The 22749-nt window shown below is 73.9% G+C and carries 21 protein-coding genes and 1 riboswitch; of the genes, 8 read left to right on the top strand and 13 right to left on the bottom strand.

The genetic code is table 11. The features are described 5' to 3' along the window. The first annotated feature begins 172 nt into the window (after positions 1-172). Entirely contained in the window at positions 173-2020 is a 1848-nt protein-coding gene (locus DEJ22_RS06065; RefSeq protein ID WP_258379500.1) for an AMP-dependent synthetase/ligase, read from the top strand. Between the two features lie 108 nt (positions 2021-2128). On the opposite strand, the gene DEJ22_RS06060 is transcribed toward DEJ22_RS06065, so the two are convergent. The 3 genes from DEJ22_RS06060 to DEJ22_RS06050 form a co-directional block, all read right to left on the bottom strand. After that, positions 2129-2257 (bottom strand): hypothetical protein, encoded by a 129-nt coding sequence (locus DEJ22_RS06060; RefSeq protein ID WP_258379499.1) that lies wholly within the window; start codon positions 2255-2257, stop codon positions 2129-2131. Positions 2258-2435: 178 nt separating this feature from the next. Further along, on the bottom strand, positions 2436-2939 hold the full coding sequence (locus DEJ22_RS06055) for a peptide deformylase (protein ID WP_111225782.1): 504 nt from the start codon (positions 2937-2939) through the stop codon (positions 2436-2438). 1 nt (position 2940) lies between these two features. Then, entirely contained in the window at positions 2941-6351 is a 3411-nt protein-coding gene (locus tag DEJ22_RS06050; RefSeq protein ID WP_111225781.1) for a pyruvate carboxylase, read from the bottom strand. A 60-nt stretch (positions 6352-6411) separates the two neighbouring features. Here DEJ22_RS06050 and DEJ22_RS06045 point away from each other — a divergent pair, with 60 nt between their 5' ends. Beyond that, positions 6412-7224: a ParA family protein gene (locus DEJ22_RS06045; RefSeq protein ID WP_111225780.1), complete on the top strand. Its 813-nt coding sequence runs from the start codon at positions 6412-6414 to the stop codon at positions 7222-7224. Positions 7225-7883: 659 nt separating this feature from the next. Here the strand turns inward: DEJ22_RS06045 and DEJ22_RS06040 are convergent. From DEJ22_RS06040 to DEJ22_RS06020, 5 genes are all read right to left on the bottom strand, one after another. Then, positions 7884-8444: a MerR family transcriptional regulator gene (locus DEJ22_RS06040; protein ID WP_258375423.1), complete on the bottom strand. Its 561-nt coding sequence runs from the start codon at positions 8442-8444 to the stop codon at positions 7884-7886. Positions 8445-8643: 199 nt separating this feature from the next. After that, positions 8644-9348, bottom strand: a complete 705-nt coding sequence (gene ftsR, locus DEJ22_RS06035; RefSeq protein ID WP_111225778.1) for a transcriptional regulator FtsR — start codon at positions 9346-9348, stop codon at positions 8644-8646. Continuing rightward, entirely contained in the window at positions 9348-9827 is a 480-nt protein-coding gene (locus DEJ22_RS06030; RefSeq protein WP_111225777.1) for an FHA domain-containing protein, read from the bottom strand. The genes ftsR and DEJ22_RS06030 overlap by 1 nt, the downstream gene beginning before the upstream one ends. 715 nt (positions 9828-10542) lie before the next feature. Next, positions 10543-11523 carry a FecCD family ABC transporter permease gene (locus DEJ22_RS06025; RefSeq protein WP_111225776.1) on the bottom strand — a complete coding sequence of 327 codons (981 nt, stop codon included), beginning with the start codon at positions 11521-11523 and terminating at the stop codon, positions 10543-10545. Further along, complete coding sequence (locus DEJ22_RS06020; RefSeq protein WP_111225775.1) at positions 11520-12572, bottom strand: FecCD family ABC transporter permease; 1053 nt, start codon at positions 12570-12572, stop codon at positions 11520-11522. The genes DEJ22_RS06025 and DEJ22_RS06020 overlap by 4 nt, the downstream gene beginning before the upstream one ends. Before the next feature lie 187 nt (positions 12573-12759). On the opposite strand from DEJ22_RS06020, the gene DEJ22_RS06015 reads away from it, so the two are divergent. After that, complete coding sequence (locus DEJ22_RS06015; RefSeq protein ID WP_181430636.1) at positions 12760-14220, top strand: S1C family serine protease; 1461 nt, start codon at positions 12760-12762, stop codon at positions 14218-14220. A 16-nt stretch (positions 14221-14236) separates the two neighbouring features. Here DEJ22_RS06015 and DEJ22_RS06010 read toward each other — a convergent pair whose 3' ends face one another. Further along, positions 14237-15394 (bottom strand): hypothetical protein, encoded by a 1158-nt coding sequence (locus DEJ22_RS06010; protein ID WP_181430635.1) that lies wholly within the window; start codon positions 15392-15394, stop codon positions 14237-14239. Positions 15395-15542: 148 nt separating this feature from the next. Beyond that, complete coding sequence (locus DEJ22_RS06005) at positions 15543-15803, bottom strand: hypothetical protein (RefSeq protein ID WP_258379498.1); 261 nt, start codon at positions 15801-15803, stop codon at positions 15543-15545. 50 nt (positions 15804-15853) lie between these two features. On the opposite strand from DEJ22_RS06005, the gene DEJ22_RS06000 reads away from it, so the two are divergent. Further along, positions 15854-16216 carry an RNA-binding S4 domain-containing protein gene (locus DEJ22_RS06000; RefSeq protein ID WP_111225772.1) on the top strand — a complete coding sequence of 121 codons (363 nt, stop codon included), beginning with the start codon at positions 15854-15856 and terminating at the stop codon, positions 16214-16216. A gap of 39 nt (positions 16217-16255) precedes the next feature. Here the strand turns inward: DEJ22_RS06000 and DEJ22_RS05995 are convergent, their stop codons facing one another. Both DEJ22_RS05995 and DEJ22_RS05990 read right to left on the bottom strand, forming a co-directional pair. Further along, positions 16256-17191, bottom strand: a complete 936-nt coding sequence (locus tag DEJ22_RS05995; protein WP_111225771.1) for a J domain-containing protein — start codon at positions 17189-17191, stop codon at positions 16256-16258. A gap of 152 nt (positions 17192-17343) precedes the next feature. Then, entirely contained in the window at positions 17344-18096 is a 753-nt protein-coding gene (locus DEJ22_RS05990; protein ID WP_111225770.1) for a phosphotransferase enzyme family protein, read from the bottom strand. A gap of 150 nt (positions 18097-18246) precedes the next feature. On the opposite strand from DEJ22_RS05990, the gene DEJ22_RS05985 reads away from it, so the two are divergent. Continuing rightward, positions 18247-18888, top strand: coding sequence for a GntR family transcriptional regulator (locus DEJ22_RS05985; protein WP_220033737.1), 642 nt, complete (start codon positions 18247-18249; stop codon positions 18886-18888). Next, positions 18885-20135 (top strand): MFS transporter, encoded by a 1251-nt coding sequence (locus DEJ22_RS05980; protein WP_220033736.1) that lies wholly within the window; start codon positions 18885-18887, stop codon positions 20133-20135. Before DEJ22_RS05985 ends, DEJ22_RS05980 begins: the two co-directional genes overlap by 4 nt. A 21-nt stretch (positions 20136-20156) precedes the next feature. Here the strand turns inward: DEJ22_RS05980 and DEJ22_RS05975 are convergent, their stop codons facing one another. Beyond that, a complete protein-coding gene (locus DEJ22_RS05975; RefSeq protein ID WP_111225768.1) occupies positions 20157-21059 on the bottom strand; it encodes an NUDIX domain-containing protein in 903 nt (300 codons plus the stop codon). A gap of 68 nt (positions 21060-21127) precedes the next feature. Continuing rightward, positions 21128-21223, top strand: a riboswitch (TPP riboswitch). Here DEJ22_RS05975 and thiM point away from each other — a divergent pair. Together thiM and thiE are read left to right on the top strand one after the other, a co-directional pair. After that, the gene (thiM, locus tag DEJ22_RS05970) at positions 21212-22084 is read left to right on the top strand and encodes a hydroxyethylthiazole kinase (RefSeq protein ID WP_111226362.1); all 873 of its coding nucleotides are present in this window, start codon (positions 21212-21214) and stop codon (positions 22082-22084) included. It overlaps the preceding riboswitch by 12 nt. Next, the gene (gene thiE, locus DEJ22_RS05965) at positions 22081-22749 is read left to right on the top strand and encodes a thiamine phosphate synthase (protein WP_111225767.1); all 669 of its coding nucleotides are present in this window, start codon (positions 22081-22083) and stop codon (positions 22747-22749) included. Before thiM ends, thiE begins: the two co-directional genes overlap by 4 nt.

The following is a 22749-nucleotide window of genomic DNA, read 5'->3' as shown; positions in this document are numbered from 1 at the left end:
CATCGAGCCTACCGCCTCCGGGTCGCCCCACCGAACGTGGGACCGGCGGCTGACGAGGTGCTGCGAACCCCGGTCGTACCGGGCCCCACCGCCGGAGCGTCCCCGTATGCTGACGGTGTCGCCTCGTCGTCGAGGCGTCCTCGTATCGAACCGGCCGACAAGGGAGTCAACCGTGAACGATCAGCGGCAGCCCGCACCCACCTCCGCGCCCGACCACGGTTCCGCGGCCCGACTGCTCTCCGACCGGGCACGACGGACGCCCGACCGGCCGATCCTGGCCCAGCGCCACGGGGACACGTGGACCACCATCACCGCCGCGGACACGCTCGCACGCGTCCGCGGCATCGCCAAGGGGTTCGTCGCCGCCGGGCTCGCGCCCGGAGCGCACGTCGCGATCCTCTCCCGCACCCGGCTCGAGTGGACACTCGTCGACTTCGCCGTGTGGACGGCCGGGCTGGTGTCCGTCCCGGTCTACGAGACGAGCTCGCCGGACCAGGTGCGGTGGATCCTGTCCGACTCGGAGACCGTCGCGATCGTGGTCGAGCAGGAGGAGCACGCCCGCCGGGTCGCCTCGATCACGCCGGACCTGCCGCACCTCGGCCAGCACTGGACGATCGACGGCGGCGGCCTCGACGACCTCGTACGGCTCGGCGAGACGGTGTCCGACGCCGAGCTCGACGCCCGGACGGCCGACGTGCACGGCCACGACGACGCGACGATCATCTACACGTCCGGCACGACCGGGCGTCCGAAGGGCTGCGTGCTCCGGCACGACAACTTCACCGGGACCGTCGAGGGCGCGACCGAGGCCATGCCCGAGGTCGTCGCCGACGGCTCCTCGACACTGCTGTTCATCCCGATGGCCCACGTGTTCGCCCGCTTCATCGCGGTGATGTCGATCTCCACCGGCGTGCTGGTCGGTCACGAACCCGACACCCGCGACCTCATGCGTGCGGTGTCGACCTTCCGGCCGACCTTCCTGCTCGCGGTCCCGCGCGTGTTCGAGAAGATCTACAACTCGGCGGAGCAGAAGGCCGACCTGGGTGGCAAGGGCAGGATCTTCCGAGCGGCGGCCGCGGTCGCGGTGGCCCACTCGGAGGCCGTCGCCGCGGGCCGGGTACCGCTCGGCCTCAAGCTGCGCTTCGCGCTGTTCGACAAGCTCGTCTACGCGAAGCTCCGGGACGCCATCGGCGGACGCGTGCAGTACGCGATCAGCGGCTCCGCGCCGCTGTCCCCGCGTCTGTCGCACTTCTTCCGCTCGATCGGCGTGCTCATCCTCGAGGGCTACGGGCTCACCGAGACCACCGCACCCGCCACCGTGAACCGCGCGCAGGAGCTCCGCATCGGCACCGTCGGCCGTGCGCTCCCCGGCGTCGAGGTCCGGATCGCCGACGACGGCGAGATCCTGATCCGCGGCGTGGACGTCTTCGACCGCTACTGGCACAACGACGAGGCGACCGCGAAGGCGTTCACCGACGGCTGGTTCCGCACGGGTGACCTCGGCCGGCTCGATGCCGACGGTGTGCTCACCGTGACCGGTCGCGCGAAGGAACTCATCGTCACCGCGAGCGGCAAGAACGTGGCACCCGCACCGCTCGAGGACGGCATCCGCGAGCACCCGCTGGTCGGCCAGGTCGTCGTGGTCGGCGAGGGCAAGCCGTTCGTCGCCGCGCTCGTGACGCTCGACCGCGAGATGCTGCCGGGCTGGTGCGAGGCCCGCGGCATCTCCCCGGCACTCAGCCCACGCGAGGCCGCGTACGACGAACGCGTGCACACGGCGGTGCAGGAGGCCGTGGACACCGCGAACCAGCGGGTCTCGCGGGCCGAGTCGGTGCGGTCCTTCACGATCGTCGACACGGAGCTGACCGAGGCCTCCGGCCACCTCACGCCGAAGCTCACCATCAAGCGTGCCGTGGTCCTGCGGGACTTCGCCGCGGACGTCGAGCACATCTACTCGGGGTCGAAGGTCCAGACCACGGCGACCCCGGTGGTCGCGTCCCGTCGCCGCAACCGCGCGTAGGGACGGCACACGGGAGGCCCGGTGCCGGTCCGACGGACCGGCACCGGGCCTCCCGTGTGTCGGATGCGTGCGGGACGGTCCTCGTCGTCGAGGCGCGCCCGCGACGGGTCAGGCCTCCGGCGCCTGCTGGGCGTCGGGGGCGTCGAGGACGGCGGTGGAAGCCGTCACCGGGGTGGGTTCCGGACGACGGTTGGTGCGGGTGCGGTGCGAGCTGAGCTCGTCGTTCTGAGGGGTCATGCTGGGTGTCCTGAGGGTGTGGGAGACGTGTCGGTGGGAAGCCGACGCGGACACGGTACCTCGCGATCGGGACGTTCGGACAATCCCACGAAGGGGTGTCACGCCCTGTTCGCCGAGAGCGGCTCGTCCGGTTGCGCTGCGGACCACCGGGCGGGACCGCGTGCGCGCTCCCGAGGGCTCAGTGGAACCAGGACTGCGCGCGGATGTCCCGGAGCGCCCCGCGTCGGACCTCCGGGTCGAGCGTCATCACGTACACGGTGCCGTCGAGGTGGTCGACCTCGTGCTGCAGCGCCTCGGCCATCAGCCCGGTGCCCTGGAGCACGACCTCGGCCCCGTCGACGTCGACGCCGCGCACCCTGGCGAACGGGTACCGCGGGGTCGGGTAGGACAGGCCGGGGACCGACAGGCAGCCCTCGTCCATGAGCTCGCGTTCGCCCCGGACCTCGACGACCTCGGGGTTCAGCACGTACCCGACCTCGCCGTCGACGTTGTACGAGAACGCGCGCAGGCCGACGCCGATCTGCGGAGCGGCCACGCCGGCGCGGCCGGGCTCCCGGACCGTGTCGAGGAGGTCCTGCACGAGGTCGCGCACGCCCTGTGAGCCGAGCGCGTCGGGCGCGATCGGGTCCGCGGGGGAACGGAGGACGGGGTCGCCGAACAGGCGGATGGGACGGACGGTCACGTTACTGCAGCACCACCAGGAGGTCGCCGGCGTCCACCTGCTGGGTCGCCGGGATCGCGAGACGGCCGACGGTGCCCGACACGGGCGCCGTGATGGCCGCTTCCATCTTCATCGCCTCGATGCTCGCCACGGCCTGACCGGCCTCGACGACGTCACCGACGGCGACCTTGAGCGTCACGACACCGGAGAACGGTGCGGCGACGTGCTTCGGGTCGGACGCGTCCGCCTGCTCGGCGGCCTTCGTCGCGACCTGGACCGAGCGGTCTCGGACGGTCACCGGGCGGAGTTGCCCGTTCATCGTCGTCATGACCGTGCGCATGCCCCGCTCGTCGACCTCGCCGATCGCCTCGAGCCCGACCAGCAGGTCCACTCCCCTGCCCAGCGGCACGACGTGCTCCTGACCGGGCTGCAGACCGTAGAGGTAGTCGACCGTCGGCACCACCGACAGGTCGCCGTACTGCTCGCGGACCTGTTCGAACTGCCGGGTCGGCTGCGGGAAGAGGAGCCGGTTGAGGGCCTGCTGCCGCTCGGGTCCGGCGGTGGCGAGGGCGGCGCGCTCGGCATCGGGCACGGGAGTCGTCCCGACGTGCACCTCGCGGCCCTCGAGCACCTTCGAGCGGAACGGCTCCGGCCAGCCGCCGGGCAGGTCGCCCAGCTCACCGGCCATGAACCCGACGACCGAGTCCGGGATGTCGTACTTCTGGGGGTTCTGCTCGAAGTCCTCCGGGTCGGCGCCGACCGCGGCCAGCTGCAGCGCGAGGTCACCGACGACCTTCGACGACGGCGTGACCTTGGTCGGCCGTCCGAGGATCCGGTTCGCCGCCGCGTACCAGTCCTCGACCTGCTCGAACCGGTCGCCGAGCCCGAGGGCGATCGCCTGCTGTCGGAGGTTCGACAGCTGGCCGCCCGGGATCTCGTGGTGGTACACGCGACCGGTCGGACCGGGCAGCCCGGACTCGAAGGGGGCGTACGCACGTCGGACCGCCTCCCAGTAGGGCTCGAGGGCGCCCACCGCAGCGAGGTCGAGCCCGGTGTCCCGCTCGGTGTGGGCGAGAGCGGCGACGAGGGCCGACATGCTCGGCTGGCTGGTCGTGCCCGCCATCGGCGCCGCGGCGACGTCGACGGCGTCCGCACCGGCTCGGCTGGCCGCCAGGAGCGTCGCGAGCTGCCCACCGGCCGTGTCGTGCGTGTGCACGTGCACCGGCTGGTCGAAGCGCTCGCGCAGCGCGGCGACGAGCCGTTCGGCGGCACCGGCGCGGAGCAGCCCGGCCATGTCCTTGATGCCGATGACGTGCGCGCCGGCCTCGACCATCTGCTCGGCGAGCCGGAGGTAGTAGTCGAGCGTGTAGAGGTCCTCGGCGGGGTCGAGGAGGTCGCCCGAGTAGCAGAGCGCCGCTTCGGCGACGGCCGTGTCGGTCGCGAGCACGGCCTCCAGGGCGGGACGCAACTGGCTCACGTCGTTGAGCGCGTCGAACACGCGGAAGACGTCGACACCGCTCGCGGCGGCCTCGGCGACGAAGGCGTCGGTGACCTCGGTCGGGTAGGGCGTGTACCCGACCGTGTTGCGGCCGCGCAGGAGCATCTGCACCGGGATGTTCGGGATCGCCGTGCGGAGCGCGGCCAGGCGCTCCCACGGGTCCTCGCCGAGGAAGCGGAGGGCGACGTCGTAGGTCGCGCCGCCCCAGGCCTCGACGCTCAGCAGCTGCGGGGTCAGCCGGGCGACGTGCGGTGCGACCGCGACCAGGTCCTTGGTGCGGACCCGCGTGGCGAGGAGCGACTGGTGGGCGTCGCGCATGGTCGTCTCGGTGACGGCGAGGGCGGTCTGCGCGCGCAGTCGTCGCGCCCACTCGGCGGGGCCGGCCTGGAGCAGCAGGTCGCGCTGGCCGGACGGCGGCGCAGCGGACAGGTCGACCGCCGGCAGCTTCTCGCTCGGCTCGACGGTCTGGGGACGACGCTCGCCGTTCGGCTTGTTCACCGTGACGTCCGCGAGCCAGCCGAGCACCTTCGTGCCGCGGTCCTTCGACACGTGGCCGCCGAACAGCTGCGGGCGCTCCTCGATGAACTGCGTCGAGACGTCACCGCGGGCGAAGTCCGGGTCGTCGAGCACGGCCTGCAGGAACGGGATGTTCGTGCTCACGCCCCGGATGCGGAACTCGGCGAGGGCGCGCTTCGCCCGGGCCACGGCGGCCGGGAAGTCACGGCCGCGGCACGTCATCTTCGCGAGCATCGAGTCGAAGTGCGGGCTGATCTGCGCGCCGGTCGCGACCGTGCCGCCGTCGAGGCGGACGCCGGCGCCGCCGGGGCTGCGGTAGGTCGTGATGCGACCGGTGTCCGGACGGAAGCCCTGCGTCGGGTCCTCGGTCGTGATGCGGGTCTGCAGCGCCGCACCGTGCAGGGCGACGGTGTCCTGCGAGAGCCCGAGGTCGGCGAGGGTCTCCCCCGCGGCGATGCGCATCTGCGACTGCACGAGGTCGACGTCCGTCACCTCCTCCGTGACGGTGTGCTCGACCTGGATGCGCGGGTTCATCTCGATGAAGACGTGCTGGCCGGCGCGCTCGCCCTCGGTGTCGAGGAGGAACTCGACGGTGCCGGCGTTGACGTACCCGATCGACCGGGCGAAGGCGACGGCGTCGCGGTGCAGCGCGGCGGCGACGCCTGCGTCGAGGTCCGGTGCCGGCGCGATCTCGACCACCTTCTGGTGGCGGCGCTGCACGGAGCAGTCGCGCTCGAAGAGGTGGATCGTGCCGGCGTCCGTGCCCGTGGCGTCGGCGAGGATCTGCACCTCGATGTGCCTCGGTCGCAGGACGGCCTGCTCCAGGAACATCGTCGGGTCGCCGAACGCGCTGTCGGCCTCGCGCATGGCGGCCTCGAGCGCGGGACGGAGCTCGTCCTTCGTCTCCACCCGGCGCATCCCTCGACCGCCGCCACCGGCGACGGCCTTGGCGAAGACCGGGAAGCCGATCGCGTCGGCACCGGCGAGCAGCTCGTCGACGTCGCGGCTCGGCGGGGTGCTCGCGAGGACCGGCACGCCGGCAGCGATCGCGTGCTCCTTCGCCGTGACCTTGTTGCCCGCCATCTCGAGCACGTGCTCCCCGGGCCCGATGAAGGTGATGCCGGCAGCGGCGGCAGCGGCGGCGAGTTCCGGGTTCTCGGACAGGAAGCCGTACCCCGGGTAGATCGCGTCGGCGCCCGACTCGCGGGCGACACGGATGATCTCGGAAACGTCCAGGTAGGCCCGGACCGGGTGCCCCGGCTCGCCGATCACGTACGCCTCGTCGGCCTTGAGTCGGTGCAGCGACCCGCGGTCCTCGTGCGGGTAGACGGCCACCGTGCGGGCACCCAGCTCGTACGCGGCACGGAACGCGCGGATGGCGATCTCGCCACGGTTCGCCACGAGGATCTTGCTGAACACGACGTCCCTTTCAGCCCGGGTTGAGGTGTCACAACCCTACTGGCGGTAACGTGGCTCACCGTGCATGTACTCAGCGTGAGCTCCCTCAAGGGTGGTGTCGGCAAGACGACGGTGACGCTCGGCCTGACTTCGGCCGCGTTCGCCAAGGGACTGCGCACGCTGGTGGTGGACCTCGACCCGCAGTCCGACGTCTCGACGGGCCTCGACATCGACATCTCCGGCCACCTCAACGTCGCGGACGTCCTCGAGAACCCGAAGGAGAAGATCGTCCGCCAGGCGATCGCCCCCTCCGGGTGGACGAAGGGCTCGCAGGGCAAGGTCGACGTGCTCGTCGGCTCCCCGTCCGCCATCAACTTCGACGGGCCGCACCCCTCCATCCGCGACATCTGGAAGCTGGAGGAGGCGCTGGCGAACGTCGAGCAGGACTACGAGCTCGTCCTCATCGACTGCGCGCCGTCGCTCAACGCCCTCACCCGCACCGCTTGGGCGGCCTCGGACCGCGTGACGGTCGTCACCGAGCCGGGTCTCTTCTCGGTGGCCGCCGCCGACCGCGCCCTCCGCGCGATCGAGGAGATCCGCCGAGGGCTCTCCCCCCGCCTGCAGCCGCTCGGCATCATCGTGAACCGGGCTCGCGTGCAGTCGCTGGAGCACCAGTTCCGCATCAAGGAGCTCCGCGACATGTTCGGCCCGCTCGTGCTCTCGCCGCAGCTGCCGGAGCGCACCTCGCTGCAGCAGGCCCAGGGTGCCGCGAAGCCGCTGCACGTCTGGCCCGGAGAGTCGGCGCAGGAGATGGCGAAGAACTTCGACCAGCTGCTCGAGCGCATCATGCGCACCGGCAAGATCGGCCCGTACGCCGAGGGCGGCACGGCCTAGGGACTCCCCTGCCCTGCCCTGCCCTGCCTGGCGCAGGGCCCCGACCTGTTCTCGTCGCACGACGTGCCGTTGCGTCCGAAGCTGAGCGGCAGGTCGTGCGATCACGGCGCTCGCAGGCGGCACGTCGTGCGACCGGAGCTGGCGACGACCCGGGCTTCGGAGGTCGATGTCCGGCGAACGGTGGTCGTCGGTCGGCGCTGGTCGGTCGCCGGTGAGCGGTCGGCGGCCGTCGCTCCCGCGCTCGCGCTACCGCTCTCGTCGTACGACATGCCGCCGCGTCGGAAGCCGAGCGGCAGGTCGTGCCACCTCTGCGGATGCAGGCGGCAGGTCGTGCGGTCTCTGCGGACGCAGGCGGCATGTCGTGCGGTCTCAGCGGACGCAGGCGGCATGTCGTGCGACCGGAGCTGGCGGTCATCCGAACGTCGCCGGCGAACCAACGCGCGGCGCGGTGCGGCGCGGCGCGGCGCGGTCGACATCGGGAGGCAGCGCTGAGCGGGCAGGACACGCCGCGCGTCGGACGCGGAGCGGGTGCGACCCGTCGTCAGGGGGCGCGAGCGTGACGGATGGTGCACGCTCGTGCGAGCGCCATGACGACGGCGCCGAACAGCGAGGACGCCGGGCGCTCGAGGAAGCGGGCCGAGCGGGCGTACGAGGGGCGGCTACGACGCGCGCGTGGCCCGGCGGGCGGCGAGCTCGTCGGCGGGGTCGGCCGCAGGGGTGGCGTCGAGCTCGACCAGGGAGCTCTCCACCTCGCGCAGCACCTTGCCCACGGCGATCCCGAACACGCCCTGGCCGCGGGACACCAGGTCGATGACCTCGTCGTCGGAGGTGCACAGGTAGACGGAGGCACCGTCGGACATCAGCGTCGTCTGCGCGAGGTCGGACACCCCGGACTCGCGGAGCTGGTTCACGGCGGTGCGGATCTGCTGCAGCGAGATGCCGGTGTCGAGGAGTCGCTTCACGAGCTTGAGGACGAGGATGTCCCGGAAGCCGTAGAGCCGCTGCGAGCCGGAACCCGCAGCACCGCGGATGGTCGGCTGCACGAGCTCGGTGCGGGCCCAGTAGTCGAGCTGGCGGTACGAGATGCCGGCTGCGCGTGCGGCGACGGTGCCGCGGTAGCCGTTCTGCTCGTCGTGCTCGGGCAGGCCGTCGGTGAAGAGCAGGCCGAGGTCGTACCGGGTCATCTCGGACTCGGTACCGGGGGTGTCAGTCCCACTCATGTGCATGCCTTCCACGACGTTCGAGCTCCCACCCGAAGGTTCAACGACGGGTTGAGAGTTGTTCCGAGGTCCACGGTAGCGACTCGGGCGCTCCGGAGGCGGCACATCCGTCCCGGCGCGTCCGGCGTGTCGAGGATACGCCCCGACGGCGGACGACCGACAGCGCTGGGCTGCGCCGTGGACGACCGGGAGCCGCTCGTCATGCGTCGAGTCGACCGATCGCGGCACGCACCAGGTTCGTACGGACGACCTCGAGGTGCCCGGCGATCTCGCGGGCGAGCTCGGTCGCCTTGGCGCGCGACGTGGCGTCCCCCCGGCGGGACACGGGCATGAGCGCCGACTCGATGAGCCCGACCTCGCGCTCGACGACGCCGCGCATCGTGCGGAGGTGCCGCGGTTCGATGCCGGTGCGCTGCAGTTCGACGAGGGCCTTCAGCACGGCCACCGCGTCGTCGCCGTAGGTGTCGGTCGCCGGCAGCAGCGAGGCCGACACCGCGTCGGACAGGAGCATCGGGCTCGCGCCGGCGGCACGGACCGTCTCGTCCCGCGTGTACCGGCGCTCACGTCCGAGGATCGACGGCTTCGGCGCGTCACCGCCACCGGGCAGGACGGGCTCACGACCGGCGTCGAGATCCGCCAGGTAGTCCTTGATGACCTTCAGCGGCAGGTAGTGGTCGCGCTGCAGCCCGAGGACGATCCGGAGTCGCTCGACGTCGGCCGCCGAGAACTTCCGGTACCCACTGGCCGTGCGGATGGGCGTCACGAGCTCGCGCTCCTCGAGGAAGCGCAGCTTGGAGCTCGACAGGTCCGGGAACTCGGGCTTCAACCGGGCGATGACCTGCCCGATCGTGAGCAGGTCCGGCACCGCAGCGCCGGCCCGGGCTGCGGCGGACCGCGCGGCCACTACGCGGTCGCCAGGCGCGCCAGGTCGACCCGGGATGCGTAGAACGTCAGGCGGAACTTGCCGACCTGGACCTCGGCACCGTCGGTGAGCAACGCTTCGTCGATGCGGACGCCGTCGAAGTAGGTGCCGTTGAGCGAACCGTTGTCCTTCACGCTGAAGGCCGTGCCGTGGCGCAGGAACTGCGCGTGCTTGCGCGACACCGTGACGTCGTCGAGGAAGATGTCGGCGTCGGGGTGACGACCGGCCGTCGTGACGTCGGAGTCGAGGAGGAACCGCGCGCCGACGTTCGGGCCACGCCGGACCACCAGCAGCGCCGAACCCGAGGGCAGGGCGTTGATCGCCTCACGCTCCTCGGTCGAGACACCGGACTCGGCCGTCAGGGCCACTCCCATGTCCATGCTGAAGGTCAGGGTGGTGTCGACCAGCCGCTGTTCCGGAGTCTTCTGACCGCCCGGCTGCGGGACCACTGGCTCTGGCATCGTGGACCTCCTCCTCTTGGCGCCCCAGCGTATCGGAAACGGGTGACCTCGCGGGAGCCCCGAACAGGGCTGGGGACAACTCGGGAGCACGCGCACAGCGAACACACCGCGGCGACCCGGCTCCTGCACCGGATTCGCAGGGCGGGCGTGCACCGTGCCTCCAGGCCGAGTCGACCCACCGCGGTGCGGTCACGGGGCCGGCGTCGGGTACCGCGCCGGCGTGGCAGTCCCCCGTTCCTGCCGGACGAGCGCTCCGACGGGTCGGGCGCTCCGACGGGTCGGGCGCTGTCGGGGTTCCGATCGGTACGAACGGACGTGACGCGCCGACACCCGGACGAGGGGTCCGGGTGGTCGTGTGCGGGATCACGCAGCGCAGCGCCACGCGGCATCGCGTGACCACGCGCGGCTCCCGGCACAGGGGCGTCGCCCCCGCGACCCGTGCGGCGACCAGGACGCTCCCACCCGACGGACGGGAGGCACGGAGCCGGCCAGCACCGCGCCCCACGTCCGGCAGTGCGCCCGTTCCTTCCCAGCACGGGTGCGATGCGGTGCGGGAACGGGCGTACCTGGCGGCCCGGGACCGTCAGGTACGCCCCGAACGACCAGGTACGCACCGAACGACCAGGTACGCCCGGAAGGACCAGGTACGCCCGGAACGACAGGTACGCCCCGAAGGACCAGGCACGCCCGGAAGGACCGGGCGCGGCGCGGCCGCCTACCGCCCGCGTGCCAGCAGCCAGAGCAGGTACGGCGCGCCGACGACCCCCGTGACGACGCCGACGGGCAGCGCGTTGCCGGGGAACGCGAACTGGGCGACCAGGTCGCTCGCCAGCGTGACGACCGCGCCCACCGCGGCGACGACACCGAGCGCCGCGCGTCCGTTCCCGACGAGGCGCCGCGCGATCGGGGCGGCCATCAGCGCGACGAACGAGACCGGTCCGGCCGTCGCGACCGCGCCCGCGGTCAGGCCGACCGCCGTGAGCAGCAGGAGCACCTTCGCCCGGTCCGGTCGGAGCCCGAGCGCGGCGGCAACCTCGTCCCCGAGCGCGAGGACCGTGAGCCGCCGGGACTGCGCGAGCGCAGCGACCAGGAGCAGGACGACGGCCACCGCGAGGATGCCGACCAGCGTGCGGTCGACGGCGTTCAGGCTGCCGGAGAGCCAGAGGAGCGCGGTGCCCGCCTGCTGGACGGTGCCCGCGGTGAGCATCCAGCCGGTGGTGCTCAGGCAGATCGCCGCGACCCCGATGCCGACCAGGACGACGCGGTTGCCGGTGATCCCCCGACGCCATGAGAGCGCGGCGATCACGACCGACACGAGCAGCGCGCCGACGACCACCGACCCGAAGAGCACGCCGCCGCTCGCTCCGAACAGCACGATCGCCGTCAGCCCCGCGGCACTCGCGCCCGACGTGATGCCGATGACGTCCGGACTGGCGATCGGGTTGCGCACCACGCTCTGCACGATCCCGCCCGCGGCGCCGAGGGCGGCACCGACGAGCACCGCGCCGGCCACGCGGGGGCCGCGGAGCTGCCCGATCACGAAGTCCGAGACGGTGTCGCCGTGGCCGACGAGCGCGCCGGCGACCTGCAGCGGCGAGAGCGGGATCTCCCCCACCCCGAGTCCGACGAGCACGAGGGCGACGAGGAGCACGAGGACCGCGCCCAGGACGGCGAGCTCGCGGCGGACCGCGGTCACAGGCCGGTCACCACCCGCGACCGGACCAGCCAGATGAACACCGGCGCCCCGATGAGTGCGGTGACGATCCCGACCTGCAGCTCCCCCGGGTACGCGACGACCCGCCCCACGACGTCGGCGACGAGCAGGAGCGCGGGTGCCACCAGGGCGGACAGGAGGATCGTCCAGCGCTGGTCGGGGCCGCTCAGCAGGCGGACGGCGTGGGGGACGGCGAGACCGACGAACGCGACCGGCCCGGCGGCGGCGACGGCGGAGCCCGCGAGCAGCACCGTCACGACCCCGCCGACGATCCGGACGAGCACGACGCGCTGCCCGAGGGACGCCGCGAGTTCGTCGCCGAGCGCGAGGGTGTTCAGCGAGCGTCCGAGGCCGGCAGCGACGACGAGCCCGACGAGCACGGGGACGGCGATGACGCCGGCGGTCCCGAGGTCCTTCCCGGCGAGCGCGCCGACCTGCCAGAAGCGCAGTTGGTCGAGCAGGCTCTGGCTCGACACGAGGACGGCGGTCGTGACCGAGGACAGCGCCGCCGCCACCACCGCGCCGGCGAGCGCGAGGCCGACCGGCGACAGTCCGCGGCGCGCGACCGCCGCCACCCCGTAGACGAGCAGCGCGGCGAGCCCGGCACCGACGAAGGCGAAGGGCAGGTACGCGGCGGTCCCGCTGATGCCGAACACGGCGATCCCGACGACCACGGCCAGGGCGGCACCGGCGTTGATGCCGAGGATGCTGGGGTCTGCGAGCGGGTTGCGCGTCACGCCCTGCATCACCGCACCGGCGACCCCGAGGGCGGCACCGGCGAGCAGCCCGACGACCGTCCGGGGCACGCGGTTGCCGAGGACGATGAGCCCGACCTCGTCGGTGCGGTCCGGGTGCAGCACCGCGTCGAGGACGGTCCCGAACGGGATCGGGCGGGACCCGAAGGCCACCGAGAGCGCCACCGCGACGGCCAGTACGGCGACCGCGAGGAGCGCGGCCCCGACGAGACGGGACCGCGAGGCCGGGGCCGACCGGGGCCGGTGTGCAGGGGTGACGGGTGACGACGCGCGCATGGGAGGTGCGGCAAGCCTAATCCTGCGCCTCGTCCGGCTGCCCCCGAGGGATCCCCCAGCGGGCACCGGGTCCGCTCATGGGGTCGTCATGGGTTCGGCTCCTGTACTGGTCCCACGACGCCCGACCGGGTCGTCGAGGAACGGATCACCACCCGACGGGTGGTCGAGGGACGACCGGAGAGCACCGATGAACGAGAACCCCGCCGACGACCAGCGCGCGACCGACCGCCCCGGCTGGGAGGCACCGCACGTCGACCGCGACACCCTCCGCCCCGCCTACGCCTTCGACGGCAGCGGCCCGTGGCTGTACGGCGCCGACGGCTCGGGGCCCTACGCCTACGCCCCGGACGGCCGCGGCCCCTACCTGCTCGGCAGCGCGGCGCTCGGCGGGACGACCGCTGTGCACCACCCCGGTGCGAAGCGCCCGCGGCGGCTCGGACTCGTCCTCGGCTCCGGTGTCGCGGCGCTGGCGATCATCGGCGCGGCCGGCGGCACCGCGCTCGGGCTGTCCTCCCAGGGCGCCACGACCACGTCGAGCCGGTCGCAGGGCACGACGACGCTGCCCGGCGGCGGCTCCGGCACGAGCGGCGGCACCGGCAGCGGCACGAACGGCTCCACCGTCCCCGGGTACGGCAGCGGTTCCGGCACCGACGGCAGCGGGAGCAGCGGCACCGGCACCGGCACCGGCACCGGCACGAGCACGCAGACCCCCGCGACCCCGGCGACCACGGCGCAGGAGAAGGGCGTCGTGACGATCGACACCGTGATGGACTACGACACCTCGTCGCGGGCGGCCGGCACCGGCATGGTCCTCACCTCGGACGGCACCGTCCTGACGAACAACCACGTGATCCAGGGCGCCACGAGCATCACGGTCACCGACGAGACCACGGGCAAGGAGTACACCGCCGACGTCGTCGGCTCCGACGCGACGAACGACGTCGCCGTGCTGAAGTTGCGGGACGCGTCCGGGCTGTCCACCGTGACGCTCGACGACGACGGCGGACCGTCCACCGGCGACGCCGTGACCGACGTGGGCAACGCGGAGGGCACCGGCAACCTCGTGGCCGCGGCGGGCACCGTCACCGCCCTCGACCAGGACATCCAGGTGCAGAGCGAGACCGGCACGGGGACGGAGTCCCTGCACGGCCTCATCGAGGTGGCCGCGGACATCGTGTCCGGCGACTCCGGCGGCCCGGTCCTCGACAGCGAGGGCGAGGTCGTCGGCATGGCCACGGCGGCGTCGTCCGGCTCGGCCCAGGTCACCGGGTACGCGATCCCCATCACCACGGCGACGGCCATCGCCGACGAGATACTCGCGGGCGAGTCCTCGGACACCATCACGATCGGCCTGCCGGCGTTCCTCGGCGTCGAGGTCGGCTCGAGCGGCGGTTCGGGCGGGACGACCGGGACCACCACCGGTGTGGCCGTGGCGGGCACCGTCGAGGGATCCGGCGCCGCGGCCGCCGGGCTGGTCGCCGGCGACACCATCACGAGCATCGACGGCACGACGGTGACGAGCAACGACGCGCTGACGGCCGCGATCCGGTCGCACGCGGTCGGCGACCGGGTGCAGGTCGGGTACACCGACGCGTCGGGCACGGCGCGGACCGTGACGGTCACCCTCACCGCCGGCCCGGCCGCCTAGCAGCCGGGCGTCGCGGTCAGCCCAGCAGCGCCCGCACGAGGGACCGGTACACGTTCGCCGGGGAGTCGGTCCGGAAGGCCGTCTCCCCGGCCTCCGTGCGTCCGACCCTCGCGAAGCCGATCCCCTCGGCGTGCACGACGACGACCGGCGTCGGCCGACCGGGCCGCCGGATCGAGGAGACGGTCCACGGCGCGGCCCAGAACGCCGCGAGCCGCGGGTCGGCCGATGCGACCGCCGCCGGCAGGTCGGACGCGGTCCCCGGCGCACCCGTCCTGCGGGCGAGCAGGTCGGCACCGACCGAGGCCGTGCGGAAGGGGAAGGTCCACGCCGGACGGATCCCGAGCCTCCCGGCCGCCAGCTCGACCACCCGCTCGACCGGCAGCCGGGCGACGGTGCCGCCGGTCTCGTCCGTCCCGTCGACGACGGTCTCCGACCAGGCCTGGAGGCGCGTGGCGCGCCCGTCGGGCCCGCGCTGTTCCAGGGTGACCGGCTCGGTGTCGTCGGCCCACGGGCCGAGGAGCTCCTGCGTCGGCTCGGGGAGCGTGCCGAGCCGACCGACCAGGCCGGACTGCACGAGTTCCCGCCCCGCGGGAGTGCGGAGGAGCGTCGGGTTCCAGCGGCGGCCGGCGAGGCTCCGGAGGGTGGCGAGCGCCTCGGCCCCCAGGTGCGTGCCGTCGAGCTGCGGGGCGGGCGTCGCGGTCGGCAGCGGTTCGAGTGCGCGCTGCGGGCGCACCGGCGTCGGTTCGGTGGCGCGGACCGACTCGAGGACCGCCGAGACGAGGTCGTCGGTGTCGAGCATCCGGGCGAGCGGCCGCTCGACGGTCACGTCGACGCGGTGCCGACCGGTGACGAACAGCAGGTGCGCGCCCGTGACGTCGCCGCCCTCGTCGGGGCGGACGTACTCCACCAGGCGTGCCGGGGCACCGGCGGTCGTCCACGGGTCGCAGCCGATCAGCCGGAGCCCCTCGACCGATCCGGGCAGGCGCTCGAGCAGGCTGGTGTGCTCCTCGGCGATCGTGCGGTCGGAGGGGCGCGATCGGACGGTCAGGACGACGTCGTCACCGGTCAGCCGGAGGTCGGCCTGCGGGGCGTCCTGGCGACGCCAGCGGTCGGGGCGACGGAGGGTCAGACGGGCGGTGCGGTCCTCGGTACCGAGCGGGACGGGGACGACCATGCCCCGAGCGTACGGGGACGCCGCTGCGTGGGCCGCGACGGCTCGCCGGTGACGAGCGGTGGCGGCAGCGGGCGGGGCCGTCGGGCATGGCAGCGGTCAGCGGCGATGGTCAGCGCCCGGGGCGGGTGCGGGCGGTCGGTGCGGGCGGTCAGGGCCGACGCGGACGCGGCGCCGGGGGCGGGGGCACGTGCTTCGCGGCCACCACGTCGACGAGCGCGACCACGACCGGGCCCCGGCGCGTACCGATCGTCACCGCGTCGGCGGACCGGGCATGCAGCGTGCCGAGCGCGTCCCGGGCGCCGTCCTCGTGCCGGGCACGTACCACGAGGCGGTCACCGAGCGCTGCACCGCGGAGCACCGCGAGCGCGTGGGCCCTGGCGAGGGCGTCCTGGTCGCTGGCTCCGTGCACACCCCGAGCGTAGGCGCTGCGTCGCCCGCCGCCGCGCCTAGGGTGGGGGGATGGAGAAGGCACGCGTCGACAGCTGGATCTGGGCGGTGCGGATCACGAAGACCCGGTCCGCCGCGACCAGTGCGTGCAAGGCCGGGCACGTCCGGGTGAACGGGGAACGCGCGAAGCCGGCGCAGCCGATCGGCCCCGGGGACGAGGTCCGGGTCCGCCAGCACGGGTTCGACCGCGTGGTCGTCGTGCGGGGCATCATCCTCAAGCGCACGAGCGCGACCGAGGCTGCGAAGCACTTCGAGGACCGGACCCCGCCGAGGCTCCCCCGCGAGGAAGCCGGCTTCGTCCCGACCCGTGACCGCGGCGCCGGGCGTCCGAGCAAGCGGGAGCGTCGCGACCTCGAGAAGCTGCGCGGCCACTAGACCATCCGGAAGCGTCGTCCGGATCGAGAGCGACTGCGGTCAGACGAACCGGACGGCCTGCTGCATGCGGTCGCGGATCTCGAAGACGTCGACCGACCCCTCGGGTGACCAGAGCCCGCCGAGCACCTGACCGAGGGCGCTCCGCCGCACGACCAGGGCGGTGGGCTTCCGTGCCGGGCCGACGACCTGCACGTCCTCGTCCACCGCGGCGTCCGGCACGACCATCAGGCGTCCGGTGAACTTCACGCGCGTCTGCTTCTGCACGGCGCGGGCCGCGCGGACGAGCTCCTTGACGGGGCGCTCCCCCGGCGCCAGGGTCTCACCGACGACCTCGCCGTGCTCGACGCGCACCGGTGCGCCCCAGTCGATCGACTCGACCGCCCACAGGCCGCTCGGCGTCAGGACGGCGTGGTCGAGCTTGCCCTCGGCGCCGGCGTCGAGGTCGTGCCACACCGTCACGCCGATGCCCATCCCGGCGATGATCGAGGCCGTCGCCTCCTCCGCGAGGGCCTCGCCGAGGAGCCGGCGCACGTGCCGGGGTGCGGAGCGGACGAGCGCGGGGTCGTAGGGATCCTCGATCGGATCGCCGAGACCGACCCACTCACGCTCCGCCTGCAGGAAGACCTCGCGCGAACGACCGCCGGGGTGCCCGTGCGACCGTGCCCGTGGACGGGAGTCGCGACGCGCGGCCGGCGGTGCGTAGGCGTCCCGACCGTCGCGCGCCCACACCGACGAACCCGAGGGCGCGCCCGGCGTGGACGCGCGGGATCCGGCGTCGTACGCCCGACGTGCCGCCGGGGTGCCGACGCGTTCCCACGCGATCTGCACCTGGCGGAAGCGGCGGGCGTCGCCGCCCAGGTCGGGGTGGGTCTCGCGGGCGGCCCGCCGGTACGCACGGCGGAGTTCGTCGTCGTCGGCCGTCGCGGGGACGCCGAGGACCTCGTACGGGGTGGCGTCCGCCGGGCTGTCGGTCATGGCCCTGCGACACTACCCGCTGCAGGATCGAAGTCCGCCGCGCGCGGGCTGGGAGCTGCCGGGAGGCCCGGTGTGCGCACGCTCCGCTGGCCACGCCCGCGTCGGGCCCCGTCACGGGTCCGGGCCGGGACCGGAGCAGCTGCGGGCGCGGCTCAGCGCGCGGTGACGGCCTCGTGGATCGCTGCGGCGTGCGACTCGATCCAGGTGACGTCCGCCCGGTAGAGGTCCGCGTGCCCGTGCTCGAGGTCGCTGAGGAACTTCGGGTTGCCCGCTGCCGCCTCGGTCTCCATCGTCGTCACGAGGGCGACGAGCGATGCCGTCATCGTCTCGACGAGGACCCCGCGGGACCGGTCGTCGAGCCCGTAGGCGCGGCAGAACTCCGCCGCACGGTCGAGCCGCTCGTCGAGGTCCGGTGCGGTGCTGCCCTCGACGAGTCCGGTGGTGAAGGGCGCGAAACGGTAGACGGCACTCGCGACGTCCCACACCCGCGGGCCGGGGTGCGCGGTGTCGAAGTCGATGAGCCCGACGGCGGCGATGCCGTCGTAGACGCAGTTGTAGGGCGCGAAGTCGCCGTGCACGATCGTCTCGACCGGCAGGCGCTCGGCCTGCGACCACACGTCCGCGGCGTCGTCGCGTGGGTAGGTCGCCGCCGCGTCGTGGTACTGCCGCAGCAGTCGAGCCGAGGTGACGAGGGCCGCCTCGCTCGCGATCTCGGCGCTCCACGGGTAGTTGCCGGCGGTGCCCGGCACGAAGGTGACCGTCTCGAGGGAGTCCCCCAGCGCGATCGGTTCCGGTGCCGCGACGAAGCCCTGCTCGTGCAGGTGCGCGAGCAGCCGGTGCACGGTCGGCGTCCACGGCCCTGCCGGGCGGTGGACGCGGTCGTCGGCTCTGGTGACACGCTCCATCGTGACCTCCTGATCGGTACGTCCCCGTTGACGTGAGGGTCAGCGTAGCGAGAGCGGGTGCGCGATGTCTCGATCTGGTCACGAACAGCGTGTGACGTTCTCGCTCCGGTCGGCATGCATCGTTGCATGCAAGGAGTAGGATCACTCGGCGTGAGCGACGCGACACCCGAGGGATCCGCGGCGGACCGGGCGTACGAGCACGTCAAGCGGGCGATCGTCCGCGGGGACCTGCCGGGCGGGACGGCCATCAGCGAGAACGCGCTGTGCCGGGAGATCGGCGTCTCGCGGACACCGGTGCACGAGGCCTTCCTCCGCCTGGCCGCCGAGGAGCTCATCGTGCTCGGCGCCCGACGGGGCGCCGTCGTGCGCCCGATGTCCCCGAACGAGGCGACCGACGTGCTCGAGATGCGGGAGGCGATCGAGTCGACCGCGGCGACCCGTGTCGTCGCCGACGGCCGCGTGCCGGAGCTGGTCCCGGGCCTCCAGGCCCTGCTGGCCGAGCAGGAGGCCGCGGTCACCGCCGGGGACGTCGACCGCTTCGTCGAGAGCGACGCGGCCTTCCACGGCGCCGTCATCGCCGCGTCGCGGAACGCGATCGCCGTGCTGTTCGCGCGCACGTTGCGCGACCGCCAGCAGCGGCTGCGGCACCAGCTGATGCGGCTGCAGCCCGAGCAGCTGCAGGCGTCGCTCGACGACCACCGGGTGCTCGCGGCAGCGCTCGCGGCGGGTGACGGCGCGCGCTACACCGAGGTCCTCCGTGCGCACGTGGCGTCCCACCGGGGTGCGCTGTGAGCGGGGCGACCGGGAGCATCCCGACGACCGGCGCCGTCCCCGCCGTGCGGCGGCTCCCGCCCTGGCTGATGGTCTGGGGCGCGGTGTTCGTGTGCTCCTGGGGCGGCAACCAGTTCTCGCCGCTCCTGCTCATGTACGAGGAGCGGGCGCACTACTCGTCCGTGCTCGTCAACGTCTTCCTCGGGGTGTACGTGCTCGGGCTCGCACCCGCCCTGCTCGTCGCCGGGTCCTCGTCGGACCGGCACGGACGGAAGCCGCTCGTGCTCGTCGGGATCGCCGCAGCGGTCGTCGGGAGCGGGCTGCTCGCGCTCGGGCCGCTCGGACCCGGCTTCCTCGCCGCGGGCCGACTGTTCTCGGGGGTGACGGTCGGCATCGCGATGGCGGTCGGCAACAGCTGGGTGAAGGAGCTCTCCCAGGGCCGGTACGACCCCGACGCCGACGCCGGGGCAGGAGCACGGCGCGCCTCCCTGGCGTTCACGCTCGGCTCCGGGCTCGGTGCGCTCGTCGCCGGTGGCATCGCACAGTGGGGCCCGGCGCCCGAGGTGCTGCCGTTCCTCGTCCACGTCTGCGTCGCGGCGCCGTTCGCACTCGTGGTCTGGCGGGCGCCGGAGACCGCGGTGAACGGTGGCCTCGCCGGACCGTGGTGGCGGCAGCTCGCCGTCCCGAGCGCCGGTCACCGCCGGTTCACCCGCGTGGTCGTCGTCGCCGCGCCCTGGATCTTCGGTTCGGCCGCGATCGGGTACGGCTACCTGCCGACCCGGCTCGCCGGCGCGACCGGACCGTGGGGCCTCGTGTTCGCCACCGCCGCGACGGTCGTCGCACTCGGGGTCTCGAGCGCCGTGCAGCCGTTCGCGAAGCGGGTGCACTCGGTGTCCTCGGCGCGTGGGCTCGTGACCGCGGTCGCCGTCATGACCGTCGGGATCGGCGTCGTGCTCCTGGCCGTCGAGCTGCAGTCGGTGTGGATCGGCCTCGCGGCGAACGTGGTGATCGGCGTCGGCATGGGGACCGCGCTCGTGTCGTCGTTGCTCGAGGTGCAGCGGATCGCGGGCTCCCGCGACCTGGCCGGCCTGACGGGGGCGTTCTACGCGGTGGCGTACAGCGGCTTCCTGGCACCGGCGGTCATCGCGGCGATCGCGGGCGGGGCCGGGGTCCCGGTGTCGGTGATCCTGGCCGTCGTGGTCGGGCTCGGGGTGGTGTCGTGGGCGGCCCTGCTGGTCTCCTCGAAGCGGTACGTGCCCGAGGACTGACGCCCTGGGCGTCGCGCCGTCCTACTGTTCGCGGAACCAGCCGGGGCCGCGGACCTCGGCGCCGAGGGCCTCGACACGCGCCCGGAGCTCGCGGTCCGCCGTCACGACGACGACGGGAGCACCACCGGAGTCACGAGCGGCCCGGGCGGCCTCGACGATCGCGTCGTCACCGGAGCCGTCGGCCCGGACGACCTCGACCGCGTCGCTCGCCGCGCGACCGTCCGCCGGTGCAGCAGCGCGCGCCTCCCCCTCGAGCACCACGGTCCACCGCGGCCACCACCGGGCGAAGGGCAGCGCGAGCTCCCCGGACGCCACACCGCGCTCGGCGAGTGCCCCGACCGACGCGAGCAGCCGTCCGGCGGCGCCCGCCCGGTCCTTCCACCACCCGTCCGGCACGCTGCCGACCACGTTCGCCGCGTCGACGACGACGTGCGGCGCGGTCGTGATCGCCGCGCGGAGCGCCGGCCACGAGGCCCCGAAGCCGGGGTGCAGCGGCAGGTCGTCGACCTCGGCGACCGGCACCCACGACAGTGCCAGGCTCTCGCGGTCGGCGATCACGGGCTCGAACGGTCGGCGCGCCCGCCCGACCACCGTCGTGTAGGTCCAGAACCCCAGGTCGAGCACCGCCGCGTGCCGCAGGTCGATGCCGTCCTCGGGGACGCCGGCCTCCTCCGCGGACTCGCGGAGTGCGGCCGTCACGGCGTCCTCGCCCTGGTGCCGCGCACCGCCGGGGATCCCCCACGTCCCGCCGTGGTGGCTCCACTCGACGCGGTGCTGCAGCAGCACCCGCCCGGCACCGTCGTCGACGAGCAGCCCCGCCGCGCCGAAGCGCCCCCACGCCTTGGTGCCGTCGGGTCCGACCGCCCAGGCGTCACCGGGGTCGCGGGGACCGGGCGGGGGTCCGGGAGGGGTCACGTCAGGCACCCGTCAACCCTGGCACACGGCGCCTGCGTCGGGACGGACGACGGTCTCGCAGCGTCGTGTACGGTGTCGTCCGAGACACGGGGTGCCGCACCGAGCGGCTGAGATCACACCCGTCGAACCTGCTCGAGCTCGTACTCGCGAAGGGATCGTCCATGCACACTGCTGCGCCCGTACCCGGACCCGCCGGCACACCGTCCCCGGACTGGGCCGACCGCACCGCCGCACTGCTCGAGGGGGTCCGCGCCCGCGGCCCCCTGGTCCAGTGCATCACCAACACCGTCGTGCAGAACGTCACGGCGAACGTCCTCCTCGCGCTCGGCGCGTCCGCCGCGATGGTCGACGTCGCCACCGAGGCCGGACCGTTCGCCCGCGTCGCGGACGCCCTGCTCGTGAACACGGGGACACCGCACCCGGAACCGCGTGCCGCGTCGCTCGAGGCCGCGTCGGCTGCCACCGACTCCGGAACCCCGTGGGTCCTCGACCCCGTCGCCGTCGGTTCGCTGCCGGTCCGCACGGCCCTCGCTCGCGACCTGCTCGCACTCCGGCCGACCGTGCTCCGCGGCAACGCCTCCGAGGTGCTCGCCCTGCTCGGCGCGGCCGAGGGTGGACGCGGCGTCGACAGCACCGCCGGGACGGAGGACGCCCGGGAGACCGCGGTGTGGGCGTCGGACGGGAGGCGCGTGGGCGCCGTGGCCGTGTCCGGTCCCGTGGACCTCGTCGTCGCGCCCGCAACCGGCGTGGTCCGGGTCGCGAACGGCACCGCGTTGCTGACGAGGATCACCGGGGGCGGGTGCGCGCTCGGCGCCGTGGTCGCCGCCTTCGCGGCGGTGTCGCCGGAGGACCCGGGCGCCGCGGCCGTCGCGGCGACCACCGTCCACACCGTCGCGGCCGAGCTCGCGGCGCGTGACGCCGGCGGCCCGGGCACGTTCCAGCCGCTGTTCCTCGACCGGCTCGCGTCGCTGACGCCGGAGGACGTCGTCCGCGAGGCCCGCGTCACCACCGAGCCGACGGCGGTCCGGTCGTGACCGCGTCGTCGGACATCGGCGTCTACCTGGTCACCGACGGGGTGCTCGCCGACCGGCACGGCACGGGAGTGCTCGGGGTCGTCCGTGCCGCCGTCGACGCGGGTGTCCGGTTCGTGCAGGTGCGCGACAAGGAGTCGTCCGCCCGCGACCTCCTGGCGCTGACCGTCGCGGTCGCCGACGCCGTGGGCACCCGCGCGACCGTCGTCGTCGACGACCGGCTCGACGTGGCCCTCGTCGCCCGACGCGACGGACACCGCGTCGCCGGTGTGCACCTCGGGCAGTCCGACCTGCCCGTCGAGGCGGCCCGGGCCGTCCTCGGGCCGGACGCCCACGTGGGCCTCACGGCGAACACCCCGGCGCACCTCGACGTCGTCGCGGGGCTCCCCCGCGGCACCGTCGACCTGCTCGGTGTCGGCGTCGTCCACCCCACCACGACCAAGGCCGACCACCCGCCGGCGCTCGGACACGACGGGTTCGCCCGGATCGCGGGACTCGCCCGCCCGACCGGCGTCCCCTGCGTCGCCATCGGCGGTGTCGGACTCGACGACGTCGCACCCCTGCGCGCTGCAGGGGCGGCGGGGGTCGCCGTCGTCTCCGGCATCTGCGCCGCGGCGGACCCCGGCGCCGCTGCTGCCGCACTCGTCGACGCGTGGGGCACCCGGTGA

It is taken from the genome of Curtobacterium sp. MCSS17_007 (assembly GCF_003234175.2).
Lineage (GTDB): Bacteria > Actinomycetota > Actinomycetes > Actinomycetales > Microbacteriaceae > Curtobacterium.
The sequence above is the reverse complement of the archived record's forward strand: the minus strand, read 5'-3'. Positions and strand labels throughout refer to the sequence as shown.